The organism is Parendozoicomonas sp. 209JJ7-1 (assembly GCF_058147085.1).
Genome location: NZ_JBYVJU010000014.1, coordinates 28849 through 55100 on the forward strand (window position 1 = coordinate 28849; position 26252 = coordinate 55100).

Annotated in this window: 20 protein-coding genes and 2 tRNA genes; 18 read left to right on the forward strand and 4 right to left on the reverse strand. The window is 52.8% G+C overall.

The annotated features are described in order from the left end of the window. The first annotated feature begins 218 nt into the window (after positions 1-218). Both dnaK and dnaJ read left to right on the forward strand, forming a co-directional pair. Positions 219-2153 (forward strand): molecular chaperone DnaK, encoded by a 1935-nt coding sequence (gene dnaK / locus ACY2RQ_RS14335; protein WP_490113669.1) that lies wholly within the window; start codon positions 219-221, stop codon positions 2151-2153. A 145-nt stretch (positions 2154-2298) separates the two neighbouring features. Continuing rightward, on the forward strand, positions 2299-3447 hold the full coding sequence (gene dnaJ / locus ACY2RQ_RS14340; RefSeq protein WP_490113670.1) for a molecular chaperone DnaJ: 1149 nt from the start codon (positions 2299-2301) through the stop codon (positions 3445-3447). Between the two features lie 96 nt (positions 3448-3543). On the opposite strand, the gene pdxY is transcribed toward dnaJ, so the two are convergent. After that, on the reverse strand, positions 3544-4401 hold the full coding sequence (pdxY, locus tag ACY2RQ_RS14345) for a pyridoxal kinase PdxY (protein ID WP_490113671.1): 858 nt from the start codon (positions 4399-4401) through the stop codon (positions 3544-3546). Between the two features lie 102 nt (positions 4402-4503). Then, positions 4504-5805: a hypothetical protein gene (locus tag ACY2RQ_RS14350; RefSeq protein ID WP_490113672.1), complete on the reverse strand. Its 1302-nt coding sequence runs from the start codon at positions 5803-5805 to the stop codon at positions 4504-4506. Positions 5806-5961: 156 nt separating this feature from the next. Here ACY2RQ_RS14350 and dapB point away from each other — a divergent pair, with 156 nt between their 5' ends. The 5 genes from dapB (at position 5962) to greA (ending at position 12751) form a co-directional block, all read left to right on the forward strand. After that, positions 5962-6765 (forward strand): 4-hydroxy-tetrahydrodipicolinate reductase, encoded by an 804-nt coding sequence (gene dapB, locus ACY2RQ_RS14355; RefSeq protein ID WP_490113673.1) that lies wholly within the window; start codon positions 5962-5964, stop codon positions 6763-6765. A gap of 63 nt (positions 6766-6828) precedes the next feature. Continuing rightward, positions 6829-7557, forward strand: a complete 729-nt coding sequence (locus ACY2RQ_RS14360; protein ID WP_490113674.1) for a hypothetical protein — start codon at positions 6829-6831, stop codon at positions 7555-7557. Between the two features lie 205 nt (positions 7558-7762). Beyond that, the gene (carA, locus tag ACY2RQ_RS14365; RefSeq protein ID WP_490113675.1) at positions 7763-8896 is read left to right on the forward strand and encodes a glutamine-hydrolyzing carbamoyl-phosphate synthase small subunit; all 1134 of its coding nucleotides are present in this window, start codon (positions 7763-7765) and stop codon (positions 8894-8896) included. A 160-nt stretch (positions 8897-9056) separates the two neighbouring features. Continuing rightward, positions 9057-12293 (forward strand): carbamoyl-phosphate synthase large subunit, encoded by a 3237-nt coding sequence (gene carB, locus ACY2RQ_RS14370; protein ID WP_490113676.1) that lies wholly within the window; start codon positions 9057-9059, stop codon positions 12291-12293. Next, positions 12275-12751 (forward strand): transcription elongation factor GreA, encoded by a 477-nt coding sequence (gene greA / locus ACY2RQ_RS14375; RefSeq protein WP_490113677.1) that lies wholly within the window; start codon positions 12275-12277, stop codon positions 12749-12751. Before carB ends, greA begins: the two co-directional genes overlap by 19 nt. A 120-nt stretch (positions 12752-12871) precedes the next feature. Here the strand turns inward: greA and ACY2RQ_RS14380 are convergent, their stop codons facing one another. Together ACY2RQ_RS14380 and ACY2RQ_RS14385 are read right to left on the reverse strand one after the other, a co-directional pair. After that, positions 12872-13360: a pilin gene (locus ACY2RQ_RS14380; RefSeq protein WP_490113678.1), complete on the reverse strand. Its 489-nt coding sequence runs from the start codon at positions 13358-13360 to the stop codon at positions 12872-12874. Positions 13361-13690: 330 nt separating this feature from the next. Beyond that, positions 13691-14002, reverse strand: coding sequence for a YhbY family RNA-binding protein (locus tag ACY2RQ_RS14385; protein ID WP_490113679.1), 312 nt, complete (start codon positions 14000-14002; stop codon positions 13691-13693). A gap of 186 nt (positions 14003-14188) precedes the next feature. Here ACY2RQ_RS14385 and rlmE point away from each other — a divergent pair, with 186 nt between their 5' ends. From rlmE to infB, 11 genes are all read left to right on the forward strand, one after another. Next, positions 14189-14809: a 23S rRNA (uridine(2552)-2'-O)-methyltransferase RlmE gene (rlmE, locus tag ACY2RQ_RS14390; RefSeq protein ID WP_490113680.1), complete on the forward strand. Its 621-nt coding sequence runs from the start codon at positions 14189-14191 to the stop codon at positions 14807-14809. Between the two features lie 354 nt (positions 14810-15163). Next, positions 15164-17122, forward strand: coding sequence for an ATP-dependent zinc metalloprotease FtsH (gene ftsH / locus ACY2RQ_RS14395; protein WP_490113765.1), 1959 nt, complete (start codon positions 15164-15166; stop codon positions 17120-17122). A 187-nt stretch (positions 17123-17309) separates the two neighbouring features. Beyond that, positions 17310-18152, forward strand: coding sequence for a dihydropteroate synthase (gene folP, locus ACY2RQ_RS14400; RefSeq protein WP_490113681.1), 843 nt, complete (start codon positions 17310-17312; stop codon positions 18150-18152). Between the two features lie 41 nt (positions 18153-18193). Further along, positions 18194-19528, forward strand: coding sequence for a phosphoglucosamine mutase (glmM, locus tag ACY2RQ_RS14405; protein WP_490113682.1), 1335 nt, complete (start codon positions 18194-18196; stop codon positions 19526-19528). A 126-nt stretch (positions 19529-19654) separates the two neighbouring features. After that, positions 19655-20410 (forward strand): triose-phosphate isomerase, encoded by a 756-nt coding sequence (tpiA, locus tag ACY2RQ_RS14410; RefSeq protein ID WP_490113683.1) that lies wholly within the window; start codon positions 19655-19657, stop codon positions 20408-20410. A gap of 3 nt (positions 20411-20413) precedes the next feature. After that, positions 20414-20869: a preprotein translocase subunit SecG gene (gene secG / locus ACY2RQ_RS14415; RefSeq protein WP_490113684.1), complete on the forward strand. Its 456-nt coding sequence runs from the start codon at positions 20414-20416 to the stop codon at positions 20867-20869. 43 nt (positions 20870-20912) lie between these two features. Beyond that, a tRNA-Leu gene (locus tag ACY2RQ_RS14420) sits at positions 20913-20998 on the forward strand. A 104-nt stretch (positions 20999-21102) separates the two neighbouring features. Continuing rightward, positions 21103-21179 (forward strand) — tRNA-Met (locus tag ACY2RQ_RS14425). A gap of 388 nt (positions 21180-21567) precedes the next feature. After that, positions 21568-22023 carry a ribosome maturation factor RimP gene (gene rimP / locus ACY2RQ_RS14430; protein WP_490113685.1) on the forward strand — a complete coding sequence of 152 codons (456 nt, stop codon included), beginning with the start codon at positions 21568-21570 and terminating at the stop codon, positions 22021-22023. 77 nt (positions 22024-22100) lie between these two features. Continuing rightward, entirely contained in the window at positions 22101-23594 is a 1494-nt protein-coding gene (gene nusA, locus ACY2RQ_RS14435; protein ID WP_490113686.1) for a transcription termination factor NusA, read from the forward strand. A gap of 25 nt (positions 23595-23619) precedes the next feature. After that, on the forward strand, positions 23620-26223 hold the full coding sequence (infB, locus tag ACY2RQ_RS14440) for a translation initiation factor IF-2 (protein WP_490113687.1): 2604 nt from the start codon (positions 23620-23622) through the stop codon (positions 26221-26223). The last annotated feature ends 29 nt before the right edge of the window (positions 26224-26252 follow it).

Sequence of the window (26252 nt, forward strand, 5' to 3'; positions counted from 1 at the left end):
TAGAGAGAGGTTCCGGGGACCGAAAGCAAACAAATTTCAAAAAAATCCATGGTATTCCCTTGAAATCGTTTTTCACCGTTCCCATATACCCGGTCAAGCAGTCAGTTAAGGCGGATGGCAAGTGCCGGAGCCGCATCCGGGCTGATGTGAACACCATTTTCAGGTTTTGTATTTAGTTCAAGCCCCAGGCAGGGGTGAAGTGAACGGAGAGGGTTTCGATGAGTAAAGGCAAAATTATCGGTATCGACCTGGGTACCACCAACTCTTGCGTATCCGTACTGGACGGTGACAGCGTAAAGGTTATTGAGAACGCAGAAGGTGCCCGTACTACGCCTTCCATCATTGCGTACACCGACGATGGTGAAACTCTGGTAGGTATGCCTGCCAAGCGTCAGGCTGTGACCAACCCTGACAACACTCTGTTCGCTATCAAGCGTCTGATCGGCCGTCGTTTTGAAGACAAGGAAGTTCAGAAAGATATCGAGATGGTGCCTTACAAAATCACTAAGGCTGACAATGGCGATGCCTGGGTTGAAGTCAAGGGTGACACCATGGCTCCCCCGCAGATTTCTGCGGACATCCTGAAAAAGATGAAGAAGACCGCCGAAGATTACCTCGGTGAGACTGTGACTGAAGCAGTTGTTACCGTTCCGGCTTACTTCAACGACGCACAGCGTCAGGCCACCAAAGATGCTGGCCGCATTGCTGGCCTGGACGTTAAGCGTATTATCAACGAGCCGACTGCCGCTGCGCTGGCTTATGGTCTGGACAAGGCCAAGGGCGACCAGACTATTGCAGTTTATGACCTCGGTGGTGGTACCTTCGATATTTCCGTGATTGAAATTGCCGACGTAGATGGCGAGCATCAGTTTGAAGTGCTGTCCACCAATGGTGACACATTCCTGGGTGGTGAAGACTTCGACATGCTCCTGATCAACTTCCTGGTTGATGAGTTCAAGAAAGATCAGGGCATCAATCTGAAAGGCGATCCCCTGGCCATGCAGCGTCTGAAAGAAGCCGCTGAAAAAGCCAAGATCGAGTTGTCCTCCGCAACACAGACAGACGTTAACCTGCCTTATGTGACTGCCGATGCGACTGGTCCCAAGCACCTGAACATCAAGATCACCCGTTCCAAGCTGGAGTCCCTGGTTGAAGAGCTGGTTGCCCGTTCTCTGGATCCGGTTCGTCAGGCTGTCAAGGACGCTGACCTGAGTGTTTCCGATATCGACGAAGTTATCCTGGTGGGTGGTCAGACCCGTATGCCTCTGGTTCAGCAGAAGGTTGCTGAATTCTTCGGTAAAGAAGCTCGTAAGGACGTTAACCCCGACGAAGCCGTGGCCATGGGCGCGGCCCTGCAGGGTGGCGTACTGTCCGGAGACCGTACCGACGTTCTGCTGCTGGACGTCACTCCGCTGACCCTGGGTATCGAGACCATGGGCGGCGTGATGACTCCTCTGATCGAGAAGAACACCACAATCCCGACCAAGAAGTCCCAGGTGTTCTCTACCGCTGAAGACAGCCAGGCTGCGGTAACTATTCACGTACTGCAGGGTGAGCGCAAGCAGGCTCACGGCAACAAGTCCCTGGGTCAGTTCAACCTGGAAGGTATTCCCGCAGCTCCCCGTGGAATGCCTCAGATTGAAGTCTCCTTCGATCTGGATGCCAACGGTATTCTGAATGTATCCGCCAAGGACAAGAACACCGGTAAAGAGCAGTCTATCGTGATCAAGGCTTCCTCCGGTTTGTCCGATGATGAAATCGAGCAAATGGTACGGGATGCCGAGGCTAACGCCGAGGAAGACAAGAAGTTTGAAGAGCTGGCCCAGGCCCGTAACCAGGCTGACGGCATGGTTCACGCTACCCGCAAGACTCTTGAAGAAGCTGGTGAACAGGCCACCGAAGAAGAGAAGAGCGCTGTAGAAGCTGCCATCAAGGAGCTTGAAGAAGCTCTGAAGGGTGACGACAAGGACGCTATCGAAGCCAAGTCCCAGGCTTTGATTCAGGCTTCCGGTCCTCTGGCCCAGAAGATGGCTGAACAGACTCAGCAGGCCCAGGGTTCAGATGCCGGAGCAGGCGCTCAGGCTGACGCCGGCAAGAAGGACGATAACGTTGTAGACGCCGAGTTCGAAGAAGTGAAAGACGATAAAAAATAAGACGTCTGACACCTCTGAAATAAAGAGCTGATATGCGGCGCGGGAGTTCTCTCCCGCGTCTGCGTAATGAAGTCCGGAGTTCTCTCACCGGATGCTTTGAACGAAAGAATGTGAATTTTCCGGTTGGTGCCAGGTTAGAACGGTTATGTCGAAAAGAGATTATTATGAGGTGCTCGGGATTGCCCGGGATGCCAGCGACAAAGAGATGAAGAAGGCTTATCGCCGTATGGCGATGAAGTTTCATCCTGACCGGAATACTGGCGATAAAAACACCGAAGAGAAGTTCAAGGAAGTCAACGAAGCCTTTGAAATTCTTTCCGATCCCCAGAAGCGTGCAGCGTACGACCAGTACGGCCATGCCGGTGTTGATCCGAGTATGGGCGGGGGCGCTGGTGGCTTTGGCGGTGGTTTTGGTGGAGCTGGTAACTTCGGCGATATTTTTGGCGATGTTTTCGGTGATATCTTCGGTGGTGGTCAGGGTGGCAGTGGCCGCTCAAGTATTCAGCGGGGTGCCGACCTGCGTTACTCCCTTGAGCTGGATCTCGAAGATGCGGTTCGTGGTGTTGAGAAAAAGATTCGCATTCCGACCCTGGTAGAGTGTGGAACTTGTCATGGCTCCGGAGCCAGGAAGGGTTCTTCTGCCACAACCTGCAGTACCTGTGGTGGTCATGGTCAGGTACGCATGCAGCAGGGCTTCTTTGCCGTGCAGCAGACCTGCCCTGAATGTCACGGTTCCGGTAAGGTCATTAAAGATCCCTGCCATGACTGTCATGGCGAGGGCCGGGTTCAGGAATACAAGACTCTGTCTGTGAAGGTGCCGAAAGGTGTTGATACCGGCGACCGTATCCGTCTCTCCGGAGAAGGGGAAGCGGGTGTCAATGGTGGTCCGGCTGGTGATCTGTATGTGCAGATTGATGTGCGCGAGCACAGCATCTTCCAGCGCGATGGTAAGCATCTGTACTGCAAGGTTCCGGTGACCTTTACCGACGCGGCCCTGGGGGGTGAACTGGAAGTGCCGACCCTTGACGGCAAGGTGAAACTGAAGATTCCCGCAGAAACCCAGAGCGGCAAAATGTTCCGCCTCCGTAACAAGGGTGTTGTTCCTGTCCGTGGTGGCAGTCAGGGTGACCTGATTTGTGAAGTGATTGTGGAAACCCCGGTGAAACTCACCAGTCGCCAGAAAGAACTGTTGGAAGAACTGCAGAAAACTTTTGAGGGTGACCATAAACACTCTCCCCAAAAGCGTAGTTTTTTCGATGGCGTGAAAAAGTTTTTTGATGGTATGACCAGCTGATTTTTTCTGTTGTCAGCATATCTGCAGCCCGGCCATTGGCCGGGCTGTTCTGTTTATAGCCTGTTATGGTTTGTGATTCATTGTCTTCTCAGGTGGTTAGATTGCGTTGATAGCCTGGAATTTCTGGGGGGGCTGCAAGTAGGCATCCTGACTCTCAATCAGCTTCAGTTCCCGGCTACCGGTAGCCCAGGTTTTTTCAAATAAGGCAAAAATTGCCCCAGCCGTGTGTTCCAGGGATTTTTTCAGATTTCCGGTTTTCAGATATTTGGCCAGGAATACGGCAGCTGTCGCGTCACCGGAACCATTTACGGGGTAGGGAAATTCCAGTCTGGGGGTGGCAACCAGCCAGGCTTCGTCTTTGTCTGCTGCCAGCATTTCTATTTGTCCGGGGTTGGCGTCGGAGCGAATCAGGCTGGTCACCAGTATTTTTGAAGGTCCCTGATTTTGCAGCTCTTTTGCGGCTTTCAGGGCGTCTTTCAGGGTTTCCACCTTATAACCGGAAAGCAGTTCCAGTTCAAAGTGATTAGGCGTCAGGATATCCGCATGCTGGACAACAGTGTCCCGGAACAGTTCAGGTATGCCGTCACGGACAAAAATATCCCGGTCGATATCGCCAATAACCGGATCACAGCAGTAGATGGCCTTTGGGTTAACCTCTTTAACCTTGGCTACGGCCTCAAGAATGATGCTGCCTATTTCCACGGCTCCTATATAGCCGGAAAGAATAGCCGTGCATTCAGAGAAAACACCGCGATCTTCTATACCGGCAATAACATCGGACACTGTATCTGGTGAAAATACCGGGCCGCGCCAGCTGTCGTGGCCGGTATGGTTGGAAAACATAACGGTATGGACGGGCCAGACTTCAAACCCCATGCGCTGCAGGGGGAAGACGGCAGAAGAATTTCCCGCATGGCCATAGGCCACATGGGACTGAATGGACAGGATATTCATCCGCTCAAATGCTCATTGAGAAGTTTTAAAGGTTCTGGTACGAACTATACAGGATTGCTGGCTGGGCTGTTTGTGCAGCCCAGCCTTGAACAAGAGAACTTCTTATTTAATAGCAGTGGGAAGCTGTGGCGGCAGAATGGGCACAGGGACATTGTCTTGATCTTGGTGATGTTTTCTCATCAAAAGTTGTTCCTGGGATTCGACTGCGGATGGTTTTAATGCGGTCTGTTCTGCACACCTTTCACAGATATGGTAGGTTTTTCGTGTTTGTTCTTTGCACTCGTCACACACGTATCTCCTGTCTTCCTTTATAAGTTCGAAACATCTGAGGCACTTGATTGTTGCGTAAACATTTTTATATGTCATGTTATGTCCTTCACAGCATTTGACTCCTGCTATTGGATGCGTTGGCTGTTGGGGGGAGGGGACGGCGGTGAAATCAACTTCTGACAATTCGGTGGTCAGAGCTCTCATTTTCTCTGTCAGTTGACGGTATTCCTCGCCCAGGGGAATTATCAAACCTTGCCTTTTGTGTGCTGTGCTGTTGTTAGGGGTCGAGCTGGGGGACGATGTTTTTCTTTGTCGTAAAAAAACAGCGCTTGCGGCCAGAGGTGTTTGCCCAATAGTAATAATTTTTGCTGTTAAAGGGGTTGTAGAGTCTGTCTTCTGAGTACTGTATAAATGGACGGTTTTTTCTTCCGGAAGTCCTTCATCAAGAGTGAGTTTGTGTTGATGAACAGCGGTTTTGTTAAGAGTGTGGTTTTCAAGAGAGTTGTAATCAGTTGTTTCTGATTCAGTTTGTGCTTTTGATATAGTGATCAGCTGAAGATTGTATTGCTTTTCAGTTTCGGGGGGAGCGAATGGAGCAGGGGCTGCCTGTCTTGAGAGGATGGTGTGTGTTGTTTGGTCTGTGAGTGGGGAATTTGACAATTCCAGTGTCGTATTTCTCATCAGATATATCTGTACGGACCCGCTATTCCTTAGGTTGAGGGTAAAATGACTCTTCCTATTTTCTGATTTGTTAAATATCACGCTGACCTGGTGAGCACTGTCTCCCTGAATAAGGAAATAGTGTGATGGAAACTGAGAAGAAGCTGCATTATGGAGTAGTGATGACTGGGAGCTGTGCATCTTCATATCTTTTGCATCGGGGAGTCTTTTTTTTGCTTGAGTGATGCCTTCTTGCCCGTTTCCAGTGCTCGCAGCGCCGTCAGCGGTTCTGGTAACCAGGGTGATTTGGGCAGGGTGGTTCCAGATAAGAGTAGCAACCACCGGCGGTTTAATATTTGCGAAAGCTGTTCCTGCCATCAATAACGCCAGAGCGGCAAAAATACCTTGCAATAACCCCTGCCTGATTTCCCCAAAGGAAAGATTTTGGTTGGATACCCTGTATCTGTTTCTCATAGATTAACCTCGCGTGTGAATATTTGAGCCGCAGGTAATATAGATGCTGATACAGAGTGTGTGGCTTAACCTGTTTTTGATGGGAGGGGTTGCTCCTTCAGTTATGGCTGCGATAATTGCTGGCGGATTTAACGGGGTATGGAGCGAGACGAGACAATGACAAGAATCGCAGTGGTCGGCGCGGCCGGTCGTATGGGCAAGGCACTGGTGCAGGCTGTTCATCAGGATGAGGCTGTTGAGTTTTCAGCGGCTACGGATCGTCCGGGCAGTTCCCTGATCGGGGCGGATGCCGGTGAGCTGGCGGGTATCGGCAAGCAGAATGTTGCGCTGGTTGATGACTTGGAGAAAGTGGTTGGCGATTTTGATGTTGTGATTGATTTCACCTCCCCGGAAAGCACCCTGAAACATGTGGAAATATGCCGGGCTAATGGCAAGGGTATCGTTATCGGCACCACAGGCCTGGATGACAGCCAGAAAGAGGCGTTGAAAGACGCTGCCGCGGATATTCCTGTGATCTTCGCTCCCAATATGAGTGTTGGCGTAAACCTGATCTTCAAGTTGTTGGAAACTGCCGCCCGGGTTATGGGTGATGAGAGCGATATAGAAATTGTTGAAGCTCATCACCGCCATAAAGTCGATGCACCTTCAGGTACGGCTCTGCGTATGGGTGAGATTATTGCTGATACTCTTGGGCGTGATCTGCAGAAATGCGCGGTCTATGGCCGTGAAGGTTTTACCGGCGTTCGGGATAAAGACACTATCGGCTTTGCCACAATCCGTGGCGGCGATATCGTCGGAGAGCATAATGCCATGTTTATCGCCGAAGGTGAGCGGGTAGAGATTGGTATCCGTTCTGCCAGCCGGGCCACCTACGCTAATGGTGCTGTTCGCGGTGCCAGGTGGCTGGCGGATCAATCCAGCGGCCTGTTTGATATGCAGGATGTACTGAACCTGCGTTAAGTTTCCTCACAATAACGGTTGCTCTGATCTAAGCTGGACAAGAAATATCAGAGCAGCCGGACAATGTCTAAAAAACAGAATACTGTTCTTATATTGGGAAGTGCCCCCGATGCTTTGAGAGCCCGCTCCTGGGATTGCTCATGTTTCAGTGCCATAGTGGCCATTAATAACGCCTGGCGCATTCGGGCTGACTGGACCCACAGTATTTTCCCTGAAGATTTTTCCCCTGAAAAACGGCCACAGCCTGGTTCTGAGCAGAGTCTGCATGGCGCTGAGGATTTTGTCAGTGTCCAGAATGCCTATGGAGGGTTTGTTTACGCTGGGGGAACTATGGCATTTACTGCTGCCTATTGGGCACTGGGAGCTTTACAGCCAGATATTATTGCTTTTCTTGGCTGCGATATGGTGTATGGGGAAAGTAATCAGACTCATTTTTATGGGAAAGGTGCAGCTGACCCTTTGCGTGAAGATATCACCCTCAGAAATCTGGAATCCAAATCGGCAAGGTTTGAAATACTGGCTGCGATTGAGGGTTGCCGTGTTGTAAATCTTTCTGAAAAACCGGAAAGCAGGCTTCTGTATCCACGTATCTCTTTTGAAAATTTATCCCTTGGGGACATTGGGAAACATCGTGACTGGAATCATGTCTGTGCAGAGGCCGCCATGGAAAAAGAACGGGAGCTGGGTTATTTTGTGGCCAGTGGTCGGTACTGGGAATGTGCTGCGTCGTTCGATATGGGTGAAATAGATAAGCTGGACAGTCTCTGGTTATCTTCAATTAAGCGTGACTAATGGGTATAGGTAGTTCCGCATATTTCATACGTATAATGGACGATAGTCCGTGTCTTTGTTAGGATGCGTAAAATTTGCCTTAAGCAAGCTGGGATGCTGGCTTGGTAAATTTCAAAATATGTAAAAAGCGAGATGGAACTGCGTTGCATCTCGCTTTTTTACGGATGAAATAACGACAATCAGCGTTGTACAGCAGGAGGACACTTTGAGCAGGACTGCCATACTTGCGCTTGAAGACGGCAGTATCTTCCATGGGATCGCCATCGGCAGCGATGGAGAAACCAGCGGCGAAGTAGTCTTCAATACCGCGATGACGGGATACCAGGAAATTCTGACTGATCCCTCTTATGCCCGTCAGATTGTCACCCTGACCTACCCTCATATCGGGAATACTGGTACCACACCGGAAGATGAGGAAGCTAGGCAGATCTGGTCAGCCGGCCTCGTGATTCGTGACCTTCCCCTTCTTGCCAGTAACTGGCGAAACTCTGAACCCCTCGGTGCATACCTTGAACGACGCAATATCGTTGCTATCGCGGATATTGATACCCGGCATCTGACTCGTATTCTTCGGGAAAAAGGTGCCCAGAGCGGAGCTATTGTTGCCGGCCCCGGTGCCACCGAAGCCCGGGCCCTTGAGCTGGCTGGCGCGTTCCCCGGCCTGAAAGGCATGGATCTGGCGAAGGTTGTGACCACGGCGGAAAACTATTCCTGGACCGAGGGTGTCTGGGTGCTGGAAACTGACAGCCACAAAGACAGAGCCGACGATGCCCGTTTCCACGTGGTGGCCTACGACTTTGGCGTCAAGCGTAACATCCTGCGCATGCTGGCTGAGCGTGGTTGTCGCCTGACTGTGGTGCCGGCTACAACTCCGGCAAAAGATGTTCTGGCTCTGAACCCCGATGGTGTATTCCTGTCCAACGGCCCCGGCGACCCGGAACCCTGCGACTATGCTATTGCCGCAATTCAGGAAATTCTGGAAACCGAGCTTCCGGTGTTTGGTATCTGCCTGGGTCACCAGCTGCTGGCCCTGGCCTCCGGTGCCCAGACCGAGAAGATGAAGTTTGGTCACCACGGTGCCAACCACCCGGTACAGGATCTGGATACCGGCGTTGTGATGATTACCAGCCAGAACCACGGTTTTGCAGTGTCCGAAGAGGGCCTGCCAGGCAGTTTGCGGGCCACCCATAAGTCTCTGTTCGACGGTTCTCTTCAGGGTATTGAGCGAACTGACCGTCCGGCCTTCAGCTTCCAGGGTCACCCGGAAGCCAGTCCGGGCCCTCATGATGTTGCGCCCCTGTTTGACCGGTTTGTAGCCGAGCTGGAAAAGCAGCGATAAAAAGAAAAAGGCGGCTGCGGCCGCTTTTTTCAAGGCGTTATGATTCAAAGCTTCCCATTCAAGGCTTTTCAAATAAAGAACGACGTTGCGGACACAGGCAGTAACATCCAGAAACACAACGCGCAGCGTGAACCATGTGAACAGAGTGTAGAAAAACATCATGGCAAAACGGACAGATATCAAAAGCATTCTGATTCTTGGCGCTGGCCCTATCGTAATCGGGCAGGCCTGCGAATTTGACTATTCCGGTGCCCAGGCCTGTAAGGCGCTGAGGGAAGAGGGTTACCGGGTTATTCTGGTGAACTCCAACCCGGCCACGATCATGACCGACCCGGTGATGGCGGACGCGACTTATATTGAACCCATCCGCTGGGAAACCGTAGAAAAGATTATTGAAAAAGAGCGCCCGGACGCTGTGCTTCCCACCATGGGTGGCCAGACAGCCCTGAATTGTGCCCTTGATCTGGAAAGCCACGGCGTACTGGAAAAGTATGGCGTAGAGATGATTGGCGCCAACGCCGAAACCATCGACAAGGCCGAAGACCGCAGCAAGTTTGATGTGGCGATGAAGAATATCGGCCTGGACTGCCCTCGCGCCGGTATCGCACGCAGTATGGAGGACGCTTATAAAGTCCTCGATATGGTTGGCTTCCCCTGTATTATTCGTCCGTCGTTTACCATGGGTGGTACGGGTGGCGGCATTGCCTATAACAAGGATGAATTTGAAGAAATCTGTAATCGTGGTCTGGATTTGTCTCCGACCAATGAGTTGCTGATTGATGAATCCCTGATCGGCTGGAAAGAATATGAGATGGAAGTTGTCCGTGACAAAAACGACAACTGCATCATTGTCTGCGCCATCGAAAACTTCGACCCCATGGGTGTACACACCGGTGATTCCATCACTGTTGCCCCGGCCCAGACCCTGACCGATAAGGAATACCAGATCATGCGTAACGCCTCCCTGGCGGTATTGCGTGAGATTGGTGTAGAAACCGGTGGCTCCAACGTTCAGTTTGGTATTAATCCGGAAGATGGCCGGATGGTCATTATTGAAATGAATCCCCGGGTGTCCCGTTCTTCTGCCCTGGCATCCAAGGCAACAGGTTTCCCGATTGCCAAGGTGGCCGCGAAGCTGGCGGTGGGTTACACCCTCGACGAGCTGCAGAACGATATCACCGGCGGTGTGACTCCGGCTTCGTTTGAGCCGGCTATCGACTATGTCGTGACCAAGATTCCTCGTTTTGCCTTCGAGAAGTTCCCCCAGGCCGATGCTCGCCTGACTACCCAGATGAAGTCTGTGGGTGAGGTGATGGCGATCGGACGTACATTCCAGGAATCCCTGCAGAAAGCGCTGCGTGGTCTGGAAGTGGGCGTTTCCGGTCTTGATCCTGTTGTTGCCCTGGATAGCCCGGCTGCGGAAGAGAAAGTCCGTGAAGAGCTGATTACTCCGGGAGCCGAGCGTATCTGGTACCTGGCAGATGCCTTCCGTCTGGGGCTGAGCCTGGTGGATATTTTCCGCCTGACCAAGATCGACCCCTGGTTCCTGGCGCAAATGGAAGACCTGCTGAAGGAAGAGGCTGATCTGGCGGGTGTTTCCGTGGCAGACCTGGATTACAGCACCCTGCGTCGCCTGAAGCGCAAGGGTTTCAGTGATGCCCGTCTGGCGACTTTGTTGAATGTGGCTGAAGACGCTGTTCGCAAGCACCGCCTGTCCCTGGATCTCCGTCCGGTATTCAAACGTGTGGATACCTGTGCTGCGGAGTTCGCCTCTGATACCGCCTACATGTACTCAACCTATGAGGAAGAGTGTGAAGCGGCGGTATCTGATAAAAAGAAGATCATGGTTATCGGCGGAGGTCCTAACCGTATCGGTCAGGGTATCGAGTTCGATTATTGCTGTGTGCATGCGGCTTTGGCTATGCGGGAAGACGGTTACGAGACCATTATGGTCAACTGTAACCCCGAGACAGTGTCTACCGACTATGACACTTCCGATCGTCTCTACTTTGAACCGGTGACCCTGGAAGATGTGCTGGCCATTGTTGATGTTGAACAGCCCGATGGCGTAATTGTCCAGTACGGTGGCCAAACCCCCCTGAAGCTCTCCCTGGCTCTGAAAGCCGCTGGTGCCAGGATTATCGGTACCAGCCCGGAAGCCATCGATATGGCGGAAGACCGGGAGCTGTTCCAGAAGATGATCCAGAAGCTGGGTCTTCGTCAGCCTTCCAATGCCACGGTGCGCAGCCTGGAAGACGCTGTGGTTAAGGCTAAGGAGATTGGTTATCCGCTGGTGGTGCGCCCGTCCTATGTTCTGGGTGGTCGGGCCATGGAGATTGTTGGTACGGAAGCTGAACTGAACCGTTACATGAATGAAGCGGTGCAGGTCTCCAACGACAGTCCTGTCCTTCTCGATTTCTACCTGACCCATGCCGTAGAAGTGGATGTGGATGCGATCTGTGACGGTAAGGATGTGGTGATCGGTGCGATCATGCAGCATATCGAGCAGGCGGGTGTTCACTCCGGTGACTCCGGTTGTTCCCTGCCGCCCTACGATCTGCCGGACGATGTTCAGAACACCATTCGTGATCAGGTGAAGGCCATGGCCCTTGAGCTGGGGGTGGTTGGCCTGATGAATGTGCAAATGGCGGTCCAGGATGGCGATATCTATGTAATTGAGGTGAACCCGAGAGCCTCAAGAACTGTACCCTTCGTTTCCAAGTGTATTGGCATATCCCTGGCCAAGATTGCTGCCCGGGTAATGGCGGGAGCGACCCTTGCTGATTTGGGCTACACCGAGGAGATTATTCCTGAGCAGGTTTATGTGAAGGAAGCGGTCTTCCCGTTCAATAAATTCCCCGGTGTTGATCCGATACTCGGCCCGGAAATGAAGTCTACCGGTGAGGTGATGGGGGTTGGTGACAGTTTCCCGGAAGCCTACGCCAAAGCCCAGCTGGCGGTAAAAATGCAGCTTCCGGCTGGTGGGCAGGCTATTCTGAGCGTCCGCGAGCGGGACAAGCCCCGTGTGGCCGAGCTGGCCCGTCTGCTGCGGGATAATGGTTTCTCCCTGTTTGCCACCAGTGGTACGGCTGCGGTTCTGGAAAGGGCCGGTATTGAGGTTGAGGTGGTCAATAAGGTGAAGGAAGGCCGTCCGCACCTTGTGGATAAAATCGTCAATGGCGAAATTGATTTCGTGGTTAATACTACTGAGGGTCGTCAGGCGATAGCTGATTCCTTTACAATTCGTCGATCAGCCCTGATGAACAAGGTGCTCTATACCACAACCATGCCCTGTGCCCTCGCGGTTGCGCAGGCCATTGAGTTTGGCCCGGAGCAGAGTGTCAGACGACTACAGGATTTACACGAAGGTATAACTGAATGCAGCGCTACCCCATGACAGTGGAGGGCGAAAAGGCGCTCCGCGAGGAGCTGAAAGTTCGCAAAGGCAAGGAGCGTCCCAAGATTGCAGCGGCAATCGCGGAAGCCCGTGAGCTTGGCGATTTGAAAGAGAACGCCGAGTACCACGCGGCACGTGAGCAGCAGGGATTTAATGAAGGTCGTGTCCAGGAGCTGGAAGCCAAGCTTTCCAATGCCCAGGTGATCGACATCACTGAGATCGAGAACACCGGCAGGGTGATTTTTGGTGTAACAGTCTCCCTGATGAATGCAGATGATGAGTCTGTTGTTACCTACAAGGTTGTGGGTGAGGACGAAGCCTCCATCAAGGAAGGCAAGCTGTCAGTCACATCTCCCATCGCCCGGGCCCTGATTGGTAAGGAAGAGGGTGATGTGGTTGTGGTTGCCACTCCCGGTGGCCAGATGGAGTACGAGATTGAGGGAGTGAAACACATCTGATTATTGATCTGGTGATAGCCATCCTTCACAGGAAAGTGGGCAGCTTAAGGGCTGTCTGTTTTCTATGGGTGTTTTGCATGCAAGGGTTCCCATGCAAGAGTTCCAGGGCTGGAGCAGCCCTTAGCGGCAGGTGCTTGGAAGATAGGTGTCTGAACTGATTTTATACTGAGGTAGATAATGGTTTTGGCAGGTCCAGGTAATATTTCCACCGTCTGTGGAGGGCCTTAATAGCAGCATTCCGTCAACAGGTAGCCCTGTGCAGTTCGCTCCCAATCCCTCCCCATTGAACCAGAGTTCAATGAATTTCAGGTATCCTGACCACCTTATGCAACTGAGTTCACCGCTTCCGGCTGTGGCCGCAGCGTTATAAAACAGGAGGTTGGTTGTAGGAAGAGAGCCGTTAACTGCATAGTGCTCTGATATTTCGCTTTTAGCTTTTGCAGAAAGCCGTAATCCTTCGGCAATTTGTGTTTGGCGGATATAGGTTTGGTAAAAAGGCATGGCTATAGCTGCAATAATGCCGAGAATAGCAATAACAATCATAATTTCTATCAGGGTGAAACCCTTTTCTGAGTGGTTGGTATTTTTTAGCAATTGCAATCCCGACACATGGCTGTTCCTAGATTTTATTAAAGACTACTTCCAGAAAACTGTCTTGGCGGAATGAATACTGGTGATCAGAGGATGCGCTTTAATGGAATGGCGCTGAGGTGGTGATTCAAAGTTTTTAAGGGAGTGGTTTTTGTCAGAACCGATCTACAGGGTGGGAAGTAATTTGCCTAATTCGCTTAGAGAATCAGGCCTGTTACTGCAGGATAACTGCTCATTTTTTGTAGGCAAAAGTGTCCGCTTTGAAAGTGGCACCCTTGATATTACCGGGCTATAGCAAGTCGACCAGAAAATTTGCCTACAAGTTCTGAGTAGTTACACTGCAGGGGGTCAGCCTGCCGGGCGGAGGAGATTGGAAAGCTTGGCGTTGGGTTCTTTGGCGGGTTTTAGAATCAGTGCGATTTTGCCTATGGTCTGAATATTTTCCGCGCCGCAGGTTTCGCACAGTTCATTCATCAGCTGCTTTCTGGTTTCCCGGTCAGTGATCGCAAACTTCACCTTGATCAGTTCGTGATCTTTCAGTGCTCTCAGGGTTTCTTCGACAACACCTTCGGTCATGCCGTTCTCGGAAACAATAACTACAGGTTTCAGGTTATGCCCGATGGCACGTAATTCCCGTCTTCTTTCGGCTTTTAGCGCCATGGTGAATTCTCCAGAGGGTATATGAATAAACAGGAGGCGCATTTTATAGGTACTTACAGGGGATGCAAGGTGGTAGGGATGTTCCTGATTGGGTAGTCGAGGCTTATTCGCTAAAATGCCCATCTGTTAAATTTTCGGGGCAGGAAAGTGCCTGCTCTGGTCAGAGTGTTTTAGAGGACGGGGGTTGTGTCGAGATCGAAAAGTAGTGCCGGCTGGTTGAAAGAGCATTTTGATGACCAGTATGTCCAGCAGTCCCAGCAGGACGGCTATCGCTCAAGAGCCAGTTACAAACTGCTGGAAATTGCTGAGAAAGATAAATTGTTTCGCCCAGGCATGTCTGTGGTAGACCTTGGGGCAGCCCCTGGGGGCTGGACCCAGGTGGCGGGCGAGAAAATCGGAGACAAGGGGCGGGTGGTCGCCTCCGATATTCTGCCTATGGACCCGATCGCGGATGTGGCTTTTGTGCAAGGTGACTTTACAGAAGATTCTGTACTTGCCGAAATTCTGGAATCAATCGGTTCAGACCAGGTTGATCTGGTGATCTCTGATATGGCACCGAATATGAGCGGCGTGAAAGCGACTGATCAACCCAAAGCCATGTATCTGGTGGAGCTGGCCCTGGATCTGGCCCGTCAGGTGCTGAAGCCCGGTGGAGCTTTCCTGGTCAAAATATTTCATGGTGAAGGCTTTGATGAATATCTGAAGGATATGCGTACCAGCTTTGGCAACGTGGTAACCCGTAAGCCAGGTGCGTCCCGTACCCGTTCCAGCGAAACCTACCTGTTAGGGCGGCAGTTCAGGGGTTAGGGGGCACTGAGCCGATTACAGGGCGTCAACAGGCCCTGACGTAATTTTTCATTATTTCGGGGTTGTAAACAGGGAGAGAGTCCCCAAATTGGTATCAAGACTTTGTTTGGACGGTACGTCCTGAGAGAACATGGTTTTTAACAGTGGTTTTTAATAACAGGCATGATAGTCAGAGTCTGTCTCTGGATGCTGTTTCTGGCTGTCATTCTGTAGTAATGTGGAGTTTTCAGGTATCGCGTTTTGCGTTGCACCTCCTCAATTAACACGGGAAGCTCTGGCGTTCTCACCTGATACAGAGCCTACAAGTTATCAGTCGTACCGAATGCGCTCGGTGAGGGTACATATTTGAATGACATGGCAAAAAATCTGATCTTATGGGTGATAATTGCCCTCGTGCTGTTGACGGTTTTCAAAAACTTCGACGGCATGCAATCCTCTACCCAAAAGGTCAATTACTCGGACTTCGTGACTCAGGTCGATAACAGTCAGGTCAGCCGCGTGCTGATTGATGGTTATACCCTGACCGGAACCTATACCAATAACGAACGCTTCGAAGTCAACCTTCCGCCGACTGTGCGGGATGACAAACTGATGGACGAAATGCTCCGCAATGGCGTCCAGGTCGAAGCCAAACCCATTGAGAAGCAAAGCATCTGGTCCCAGCTGCTGGTGGCCAGTTTTCCCATTCTTGTAATCATCGCTGTGTTTATGTTCTTTATGCGGCAGATGCAGGGCGGCGGTGGCGGCAAAGGCGGCCCCATGAGCTTTGGCAAGAGCAAGGCCCGCCTGCTGTCGGAAGACCAGATCAAAACCACTTTCGCGGATGTGGCTGGCGTTGATGAAGCCAAGGAAGATGTTCAGGAACTCGTAGACTTCCTGAAAGACCCGAGCAAGTTCCAGCGCCTGGGTGGTCGTATTCCCCGTGGTGTGCTGATGGTTGGTTCTCCAGGTACGGGTAAAACCCTGCTGGCCAAGGCTATTGCCGGTGAAGCGAAGGTACCCTTCTTTACCATCTCTGGTTCCGACTTTGTGGAAATGTTTGTGGGTGTGGGTGCGTCCCGTGTCCGTGACATGTTCGAGCAGGCCAAGAAGCAGGCCCCCTGCATTATCTTTATCGATGAAATTGATGCGGTGGGTCGTCACCGTGGCGCAGGTATGGGTGGTGGTCACGATGAACGTGAGCAGACCCTGAACCAGCTGCTGGTAGAAATGGATGGCTTCGAGGCAAACGACGGTATCATTGTTATCGCAGCGACTAACCGTCCTGACGTACTTGACCCCGCGCTGCTGCGTCCTGGCCGTTTCGACCGCCAGGTTGTTGTACCTCTGCCGGATATTCGTGGCCGTGAACAGATTCTCAAGGTGCACATGCGTAAGGTACCCTGTGGAGATGATGTAAAAGCCAGTGTGGTTGCCCGTGGTACGCCCGGTTTCTCCGGTGCTGATCTGGCCAACCTGGTGAACGAAGCGGCATTGTTCGCTGCCCGTTCCGACAAGCGCACGGTTGGCAAACTGGAGTTTGACCAGGCCAAAGACAAAATCATGATGGGCGCCGAACGCAAGTCCATGGTGATGAGCGAAAAAGACAAGGAGATGACCGCTTACCATGAAGCTGGTCACGCCATTGTCGGTCGCCTGATGCCTGAGCATGATCCGGTTTACAAAGTGTCCATTATTCCCCGTGGCCGTGCCCTGGGTGTGACCATGTACCTGCCGGAAGAGGACAAAATCAGCTATAGCCGCAGATACCTGCTTGGCCGTGTGGCCTCCATGTATGGTGGTCGTATCGCTGAAGAGATGTACTATGGCAAAGATGGTGTCTCCACCGGGGCTTCCAACGATATCCAGCAGGCTACCAATATGGCCCGCAATATGGTGACGCGCTGGGGTCTGTCGGAGAAGCTTGGTCCTCTGCTGTATACCGAGGAAGAGGGTGAAGTCTTCCTGGGTAAGAGTCAGGGTACTCATCATGCCGGTGTCAGCGGTGAAACGGCGAAAATCATTGATCAGGAAATGCGTGTGATCATTGATGAGTGCTATGCCACTGCGGAGAGGATTCTTGATGAGAATCGTGGTGCCATGGAGCTGATGAAAGATGCTCTGATGGAGTATGAAACCATCGATGCCGAGCAGATTGATGACATCATGGAAGGCCGTAAACCTCGTCCCCCAAAAGACTGGGATGAGAACGGTGATTCTGGTCATCCGGAAGCGAAAGCGGAGAGGGCTGCTCCGGCCAATGACGCGCCTTCCTCTGACGACTCCAAAGACAGTGGTGATAAGCCCGTTGGCGGACCTGCCGGTCAGCACTGACAGGGTGTAAATGAAAAAAGGGAAGCTTCGGCTTCCCTTTTTTGCAGGTGGGTGAACAGTCAGATTTCAGCCGGGCCTTTTCGGGCGTATACTTCCCTGTCATATCTTTGTAAGGTGACGTGCCTGCCTGGTTGCGTGGGTGAGTTACAGTGTTAATAAAATTTACGGAACCGGTTGCTGTTTAACCATGCAGAAAACACTGAGCTGCGCAGGGCGTGAGCTGGATCTTTCTACTCCTGGGGTGATGGGGGTTTTAAATGTTACCCCGGACTCCTTCTCTGATGGTGGGCGTTACAGCTCGTTTGATCGGGCTATGGATCATGCCCGGAAAATGATTGAGGCTGGTGCCAGAATTATTGATATTGGTGGTGAGTCAACCCGACCCGATGCCAAGGAAGTCCCTGCAGAAGAAGAGATTGGCCGTGTGGTGCCGGTGATCAAGGCCCTGCGGGCGGAATCGGGCGTTATTATCTCCATTGATACCAGTTCCCCTGAGGTGATGAGAGCCGCTGTGGCAGCCGGGGCGGATATTATCAATGATGTTCGTGCCCTGGTGCGTCCGGGAGCGCTGGAGGCCGCCGCTGAGTGCAGTGTGCCGGTTATCCTGATGCACTCCCTGGTTGACCAGCCCGCGCCGGGGTTTAAGCCGGACTATGATGATGTTATCGAGTCCGTGTCCGTCTACCTTATGTCCCGTGTGGAGGCTTGTGAAGCCGCAGGAATAAGTCGGGAACGTATTATTCTGGACCCGGGTTTTGGCGGTGGCATGTTCGGAAAGACCGCTGAGCATGATCTGCAGATGGTGCGTCGCCTGAGGGAGTTTCACACACTGGATTTTCCGTTGCTGGTTGGCGTGTCCCGAAAGTCGTTTATCGGGGCTGTGCTGGAAAATACAACAGATGAACGTATGGCAGGCAGCCTTGCGCTGGCTGTTCTGCTGGCTCAGGCCGGAGCGCAGCTTATTCGTGTTCATGATGTAAAAGAGACCGTGGATGCGCTGAGGATGCTGAAGGCTGTGGAAGCGGCCTGATGTGCGCTTTGCGAAAAGATTGAAGAATTAAGGAAGACGGTATGGGTCGTAAGTATTTTGGAACAGACGGCGTTCGTGGCAGGGTTGGTCAGTTTCCAATCACACCTGAGTTCGTCCTGAAACTGGGCTGGGCCGCAGGCAAGGCCTTTGCCGGGCAGGGCGCAAACAGAGTGATTATCGGCAAGGATACACGACTGTCTGGCTATATGTTTGAGTCCGCCCTTGAGGCGGGTCTGTCCGCGGCGGGTGTGGATGCCTGGCTGCTTGGCCCGATGCCAACGCCTGCTGTCGCCTATCTGACCCGCACTTTTAATGCCAGTGCCGGCATTGTGATCAGTGCTTCCCATAACCCTTATTACGACAACGGTATCAAGTTCTTCTCTGCTGAAGGTACAAAACTGCCGGATACTGTTGAGCTGGCCATGGAAACCCTGCTGGACCAGGAAATGGATGTAGCGGACCCGGCTGAGTTTGGCCGGGCCCGTCGGGTTGATGATGCCGCTGGCCGTTATATTGAATACTGCAAGGCGACAGTGGGTCCCCTTGATCTTTCCGATATGAATATTGTTGTGGATGCCGCCCACGGTGCGACGTATCACGTAGGTCCGGATGTATTCCGTGAGCTGGGTGCGAAGGTTAATGCTATCGGTGTATCCCCGGACGGTCTGAATATTAATGCTGGTGTGGGCTCAACAGATCTGGATGCTCTGAAGGCGAAAGTTGCTGAAACCGGCGCAGATCTGGGTATTGCCTTTGATGGTGATGGTGACCGCGTACTGATGGTCGACAATGAAGGTCGGGAAGTGGACGGTGATGAGCTGCTCTACATTATTGCCCGCTTCCGTCACAGTCAGGGCGGTCTGTCTGGTGGAGTGGTTGGTACTGTGATGTCCAACCTCGGCCTGGAAAAAGCCTTTGAAGGTGCGGGTATTCCTTTTGCCCGTGCCCGGGTAGGTGATCGCTATGTGAATGAACTGCTTCAGTCCCGTGGCTGGCAGTTGGGTGGAGAATCCTCCGGTCATTTGATCTGCCGCCATGTTTCTACCACCGGAGATGGTATTGTTGCAGCGCTCCAGGTGCTCAGGGCGATGGTAAATACCGGCCGAAACCTGAAAGATCTCTGTGGCGATATGGTGAAATATCCCCAGACCATGATTAATGTGCGCATGGTGGAAAGGATTGATCCGGATAAAAATCTGGCCATCAGCGAGGCTGTTCGTCAGACTGAAGCCGATTTGGCCGGGCGTGGCCGGGTGCTGTTACGTACATCTGGTACAGAACCTGTTATCAGGGTCATGATTGAAGGGGAAAATGCTGCCGAGGTTTCGGAGAGGTGCCGCTCCCTGGCTGATGTTGTTGAGGCGGAAGCAGGCTGATAGCCCGATTTTTTACAAGATATATGCGCTGCCGGATTTTCCTGTGGTGTTATTTGCATGTGTGCCCATTGTCATGCGTGCTGACGGTACGCTAACATTCCGTCCCTTCTGATAACGAGGTTTTGTATGCGCAAGCCGCTTGTTGCCGGTAACTGGAAAATGAACGGGTCCCGCAAGTCGGTGGCGGCTCTGCTGGCAGGGCTTAAGACCGGATCTGCAGAGTTGGCCGGTGAGGTAGAAACTGCGGTTTTTCCTCCGGCTGTTTATATCCAGCAGGTAGCAGATGCGCTGGCCGGGAGTCCGGTCGCCTGGGGGCTGCAGAATATCTGTACTGAGGCCAAAGGTGCCTATACCGGTGAAGTTTCTGTCGATATGGCGCAGGATTTTTCCTGTACTATGGTGTTGGTCGGTCATTCCGAGCGTCGTGCTCTGTACGGTGAGTCCGATAAGGATACTGCCGACAAAGTGCAGAGGGCCGGAACGCTCGGACTGGTTCCTGTATTGTGTGTGGGTGAAACGCTGGAAGAGCGTGAAGCTGGTCAGACTATGAATGTCGTATCCCGGCAGATCAGAGTCGTCCTTGATCATGTGGGCGCTGCAGCGCTGGAAAAGCTGGTCATTGCCTACGAGCCTGTCTGGGCGATTGGCACCGGCTTAACAGCGACGCCAGAACAGGCCCAGGATGTTCATGGGGAAATCCGGACTCTGCTTGCCTGTTATAATGCGGATCTGGCATCGCGCACCAGGATTCTTTACGGTGGCAGTGTTAAAGCGTCAAATGCGGCAGAGATTTTTGCCAAGCCCGATGTTGATGGTGGTCTCGTGGGCGGCGCATCTCTGGTTATACAGGACTTTCTCTCTATTTGTGGTGCTGCGGGTTAAAGAATGGAAACATTGATTCTTATTGTTCATGTATTGGTGGCTCTGGGCCTGATTGGCCTGGTGATGTTGCAGCAGGGTAAGGGGGCAGAAACCGGCGCTTCTTTTGGCTCCGGCGCGTCGCAAACCGTTTTTGGCAGCCAGGGCTCCGGGAATTTCCTGTCCCGCTCCACTGCCATTCTGGCGACTGTGTTTTTCGTAACCAGTATCTCCCTGGCCATGATTGCCCGGGACAAGGCTGTTGCGCTGACTTCCGGTGGTATCGAAGGTATTCCCGACCAGATTCCCGCAGCTGTGCAGGAAGCTCCCGCGACTTCCGATGTGCCGGAAGTTGGTGATTCTACAGTAGATTCTTCGGATTCTCCTGTGGTAGACTCTGCCGCGTCTGCTGAGGGTGATGTCCCACAGGGTGAGGTTAAAAAGCCAGCCGTGGTCGCGCCTTCTGAAGGTTCTTCCAGGTAATACTGGTTTTAGCGGTTATCTGTAAGTGGCAGCAGTATCTGAAGCCGAAGTGGTGGAATTGGTAGACACGCCATCTTGAGGGGGTGGTGTCCTATGGACGTGCGGGTTCAAGTCCCGCCTTCGGCACCAGTTTCAGAGGCATCTGCGAAGCAGGTGTTGATATTGTCAGAGCAACCAGCGGGGTCCGTGTTTGACGGCTTATGGATTCTGACAATATACTCTCAAAGTTTTGGTGCGGGGTGGAGCAGCCTGGTAGCTCGTCGGGCTCATAACCCGAAGGTCGTCAGTTCGAATCTGGCCCCCGCTACCAATATTAAGAAAAGCCCCTTATGCAGGGGCTTTTTGTTATGATCGGAAAAATCTGATCTGAAGTGTGGTCGGCTATATACTGACCAAAGCTCAATATGGTGCCGAAAGGTTGTAACAAAGTCCGACGCTGGATGATCTGAAGATGTAATTGGAAACCCGCTTTGCCGAGCATATCCAGCTATGTACATGGTATATGCAATAGAAGGAAGGTGCGGTTCACATATGTATCTGGAATGGCTTCGGCTGTTTTGCGGTACCAGTGGAGGATGGGCTTTTTAGCCCTTTTTTTATTGCTGTTGCGGAGTGATCTTAAGGCAACGTGCTTTTAAGGCAACGTGGTTTTAAGGAAAGCCCAATGCGGTTTTGTCGTCAGTACGAGGGTGTTATCAGTGGCAGGCAAGCTGGAAGTACTGCGCGAGCTTGTTGATCCCGTTGTGAAGTCGCTTGGATGCGAACTCTGGGGGGTTGAGTTCGTTTCGCAGGGTAAGCAGACTAATCTGCGGGTGTTTATCGACAAGGAATCAGGTGTAGGGCTGGAAGACTGTGAAGGTGTCAGCCGTCAGCTGAGCGCTGTACTTGATGTCGAAGATCCGATCGCCAGTGAATATACCCTGGAGGTATCTTCGCCGGGGCTGGATCGACCTCTGTTCACACTGGAGCAGTATGTCGCCTTTGCGGGAAATCAGGTCGACATGCGCTTGCGGGTTCCCTTTGAAGGGCGACGGAAGTATCGGGGAGTGATTCGGGGTGTAGAAGGTGATGAGGTGGTGATTATCTGTGATGACCATGAATACCTTTTTCCCTTTGACACTATTGATAAAGCGAATGTAATACCGCAGTTCTGATGCCTGCCCGCGGCTCCTTCTGGAGGGAAAGCGGGTCCGTAAGGGAAGAACCGGTTTAACGATGCGCGAGGCAGAGCATGAGCAAAGAGATTCTGTTAGTCGTTGAATCCGTCTCCAATGAAAAGGGAGTACCGCCCGATGTTATTTTCGAGGCGATTGAAACTGCCCTGGCGACGGCTACGAAAAAACGCTATGAGACTGAGGTGGACATTCGCGTCGCGATTGATCGGGCAACCGGCGATTACGACACTTTCCGCCGCTGGACCGTTGTAGCGGACGAAGATTTTGAAATTCCTGGTGCCCACCTGACTCTGGATGAGGGCAAGGAGAAAGACGAAGCCCTGGAAATTGGCGATATCTGGGAAGAGCCGGTGGAATCCATCGCCTTCGGGCGTATCGCGGCCCAGACGGCCAAGCAGGTTATCGTACAGAAGGTACGTGAAGCCGAGCGTCGTCAGATGGTTGATTCCTACCGGGATAAACTCGGCGAGCTGGTGAACGGCACCATCAAGAAGGTGAACCGTGACACCCTGATCGTCGACCTGGGCAACAATGCTGAAGCGGTTCTGCGCAAGGACCAGGTTATCCCCCGGGAAACCTTTCGCATGAGCAGTCACGTACGTGCTCTGCTGCACTCTATTTCCGAAGAGAACCGTGGTCCCCAGCTGATGATGAGCCGGACCTGTCCGGAAATGCTGATTGAGTTGTTCCGCATCGAAGTGCCGGAAATTGCCGAAGAGGTTATCGAAATCAGGGCCGCTGCCCGTGACCCGGGTTCCCGCGCCAAGATTGCGGTGAAAACCAACGATGGCCGCATTGACCCCGTGGGTGCCTGCGTTGGTATGCGTGGATCCCGTGTACAGGCGGTTTCCAATGAGCTGGGCAATGAGCGTGTTGATATTGTGCTGTGGGATGATAATCCCGTTCAGTTCGTGATCAATGCCATGCAGCCTGCGGAAGTGGCTTCCATCATCGTTGATGAAGACAACCACACCATGGATCTGGCGGTTGCTGAAGACAACCTGGCCCAGGCCATCGGGCGTGGCGGGCAGAACGTACGTCTGGCCAGTGAGATGACTGGCTGGAATCTTAACGTCATGACTGAAGAGGCTGCCGAAGCCAAGCAGCTTCAGGAATCTGACAAGCAGGCCCAGGTTTTTGTTGAGCATCTGGATGTCGACATCGACCTTGCCCGTACTCTGGTGGAAGAAGGGTTCACCAGTCTGGAAGAAGTTGCCTATGTTCCTGTCGAAGAGATGGCAGGAATTGATGGTTTTGACGAAGAAGTGGTTAACGAGCTGCGCCAGCGTGCAAAAGATCGTCTGCTGACTCTCGCTATTGCCAATGAAGAACGACTGGAAGGTGCCCGGCCGGCTGAAGATCTCCTGGGTCTGGAGGGGCTGGAAGAAAAGCTTGCCTATGAACTGGCAGCCAGGGGTGTACGTACCCTTGAGGAACTTGCTGAACAGGCAACTGACGAGCTGGAAGATATTGAAGGTCTGGATTCCGAGAAGGCTGCAGAGCTGATCATGAAAGCACGGAATATCTGCTGGTTCGGAGAAGAGAACTGAGCTGGCCACTAGAGGAGAAGTTTATATGGCAGATGTAACAGTATCACAACTTGCCGAGGTGGTCGGAGCTCCGGTTGAACGCCTGCTCAAGCAGATGAATGACGCGGGTCTTCCCCATAAGTCGTCTGAGCAGCCGGTTTCTGATGTCGAGAAGGCTGCTCTGCTGGCCCACCTGCGTCGTTCCCATGGTGGTGGCGCGGCTTCCGGTTCTGTAGCGGCAGACCCGGAACCCAAGCAGGTGACTCTGAAACGCAAGACCGTCAGCCAGATGAAAGTGGCGGGCGGTTCCGGCAAGAACAAAATTGTGAACGTGGAAGTGCGCAAGAAGCGTACTTATGTGAAGAGCGAAGCGAAGTCTGATCTTGAGGGCGAGAAGAAGCGTCGCGAAGATCAGCGTAAAGCTGATGACAAGGCATCTGACGAGCGTCGTCAGAGCAAGGCTCGTCGTGAAGAAGACGATGCCCGTCGTAAAGAAGGTGTGCGTCGCAAGACGGAAGAAAACGATCAACGTCGTGCACGTCCGGGCGGTTCTGCGCCTGCGGGCCGTGGTGGTGAGCGTCGTTCATCTACCCGTTCCGATGATCGTCGCCCTGCTCCTCGCCCTGCGCCTCGCTCTGCCCCGGGCGTGGTGCCTGGTGCTGATGCGCCGCCTCCGCCTCCGGCTGATGATGATCGTCGTCGTCGGCGTACGCCCGCCAAGAAGAAAGGCGGCGAGCCTGTAGGTCGAAATGAGGATGGTCGTGGTCGTGGTCGCGGTAAAGGTCGTGGCGGTCGTGATGATCGCGGCGGTAACCGCAACAAGCCGCTGAGTCGTAAGCCGTTCAAGTCTAAAGAGCTTGAGCAGCATGGCTTTACCAGGCCGACAGCGGCTATCGTTCGTGAAGTTGCTGTTCCGGAAACCATTACTGTTGGCGAGCTGGCCAACAAGATGGCTGTAAAAGCGGCGGAAGTAATCAAGTTTATGTTCAAGCTTGGCACCATGGTGACCATTAACCAGGTGATCGACCAGGAAACTGCGGCGGTTGTGGTTGAGGAAATGGGGCACAAGGTCAAGCTGGTGAACGCCGACGCGCTGGAGCATTCTCTGGAGGATGCAGTAGCGGCGGATATTGGTGAAGAGGTTTCCCGCGCGCCGGTCGTTACCGTCATGGGTCATGTCGATCATGGTAAGACCTCTCTACTGGATTACATTCGTAAGGCCAAGGTTCAGTCCGGCGAAGCCGGTGGTATTACCCAGCACATTGGTGCTTACCACGTAACCACCGAACGCGGAATGATCACCTTCCTGGATACTCCCGGACACGCGGCATTTACTGCAATGCGTGCCCGTGGTGCCAAGGCGACCGATATCGTTATCCTGGTTGTTGCGGCAGACGATGGCGTGATGCCCCAGACCGAGGAAGCTGTTCAGCATGCGAAAGATGCTGGCGTACCTCTGGTTGTTGCCGTGAACAAGTGTGATAAGGAAGCAGCTGATCCGGATCGTGTGAAGAACGAACTTTCTGCCCGTAACGTTATCCCCGAAGACTGGGGTGGCGATACGCAGTTTATTGAAGTGTCTGCCCATACCGGTCAGGGCATTGATGACCTGCTGGAAGCTGTTCTGCTGCAATCCGAAGTTCTCGAGCTCAAGGCTGTTGCTGATGGCCCGGCTAAGGGTGTAGTGATCGAATCCCGCCTGGATAAGGGGCGTGGCCCGGTTGCTTCTGTACTGGTGCAATCCGGTACTCTGAACAGGGGTGACAATGTTCTGGTTGGTCAGCAGTACGGTCGTATCCGTGCCATGCTGGACGAGAACGGTAAGCCGATTGATGAAGCTGGCCCGTCTATTCCTGTCGAGATTCTTGGTCTTGACGGAACCCCGGATGCCGGTGACGAAATGCTCGCGGTACAGGATGAGCGTAAGGCCCGTGAAATTGCCATGTTCCGTCAGGGCAAGTTCCGTGAGATTAAGCTGGCCCGTCAGCAGGCTGCCAAGCTGGAGAACATGTTCAAGGACATGGGCTCCGAAGAGAAGCGTACCCTCAAAGTTGTACTGAAGACCGACGTACGTGGTTCTCTGGAAGCGATCACCGCTGCGCTGCATGAGCAGGGTAACGATGAAGTGGATGTTAAGGTTATCTTCGGCGGCGTAGGTGGTATCACCGAGACCGACGCTAACCTGGCTCTGGCTTCCAACGCTATAGTGATTGGCTTTAACGTCCGTGCAGATGCTGCTGCCCGTCGCATTGTTGAGGGCGAAGGTCTGGATCTGCGCTACTACAGCGTAATCTATGACATCATTGACGATGTGAAGCAGGCTCTGACCGGTATGCTCAAGGCTGAGTTTCGTGAGCAGATCGTTGGAGTTGCCGACGTTCGTGATGTGTTCCGTGCGCCGAAGATCGGTGCTGTTGCCGGCTGTATGGTTATCGAAGGTACCATGTTCCGCAACGAGCGTATCCGCGTTCTCCGCGAAGACGTGGTTATCTACGAAGGTGAGCTGGAATCCCTGCGTCGCTTCAAGGATGACGTTAATGAAGTTCGAACTGGCTACGAATGTGGTATCGGTGTTAAGAACTACAATGATGTGAAAGTTGGCGACAAGATCGAAGTTTACAAGTCTGTTGAGGTTCAGCGGACCCTGTAAACGCCGTTCTGAATAAGGAAGGGCGTGCG

Bases quoted from the DNA above. Each gene is read 5' to 3' on its own strand.
- ACY2RQ_RS14360 (WP_490113674.1), top strand. From the start codon at position 6,829: ATGTCTAAAAAACAGAATACTGTTCTTATATTGGGAAGTGCCCCCGAT.
- dnaJ (WP_490113670.1), top strand. From the start codon at position 2,299: ATGTCGAAAAGAGATTATTATGAGGTGCTCGGGATTGCCCGGGATGCC.
- tpiA (WP_490113683.1), top strand. From the start codon at position 19,655: ATGCGCAAGCCGCTTGTTGCCGGTAACTGGAAAATGAACGGGTCCCGC.
- ftsH (WP_490113765.1), top strand. From the start codon at position 15,164: ATGGCAAAAAATCTGATCTTATGGGTGATAATTGCCCTCGTGCTGTTG.
- nusA (WP_490113686.1), top strand. From the start codon at position 22,101: ATGAGCAAAGAGATTCTGTTAGTCGTTGAATCCGTCTCCAATGAAAAG.
- ACY2RQ_RS14385 (WP_490113679.1), bottom strand. From the start codon at position 14,002: ATGGCGCTAAAAGCCGAAAGAAGACGGGAATTACGTGCCATCGGGCAT.
- folP (WP_490113681.1), top strand. From the start codon at position 17,310: ATGCAGAAAACACTGAGCTGCGCAGGGCGTGAGCTGGATCTTTCTACT.
- dnaK (WP_490113669.1), top strand. From the start codon at position 219: ATGAGTAAAGGCAAAATTATCGGTATCGACCTGGGTACCACCAACTCT.
- pdxY (WP_490113671.1), bottom strand. From the start codon at position 4,401: ATGAATATCCTGTCCATTCAGTCCCATGTGGCCTATGGCCATGCGGGA.
- infB (WP_490113687.1), top strand. From the start codon at position 23,620: ATGGCAGATGTAACAGTATCACAACTTGCCGAGGTGGTCGGAGCTCCG.
- dapB (WP_490113673.1), top strand. From the start codon at position 5,962: ATGACAAGAATCGCAGTGGTCGGCGCGGCCGGTCGTATGGGCAAGGCA.
- secG (WP_490113684.1), top strand. From the start codon at position 20,414: ATGGAAACATTGATTCTTATTGTTCATGTATTGGTGGCTCTGGGCCTG.
- carB (WP_490113676.1), top strand. From the start codon at position 9,057: ATGGCAAAACGGACAGATATCAAAAGCATTCTGATTCTTGGCGCTGGC.
- greA (WP_490113677.1), top strand. From the start codon at position 12,275: ATGCAGCGCTACCCCATGACAGTGGAGGGCGAAAAGGCGCTCCGCGAG.
- glmM (WP_490113682.1), top strand. From the start codon at position 18,194: ATGGGTCGTAAGTATTTTGGAACAGACGGCGTTCGTGGCAGGGTTGGT.
- ACY2RQ_RS14350 (WP_490113672.1), bottom strand. From the start codon at position 5,805: ATGAGAAACAGATACAGGGTATCCAACCAAAATCTTTCCTTTGGGGAA.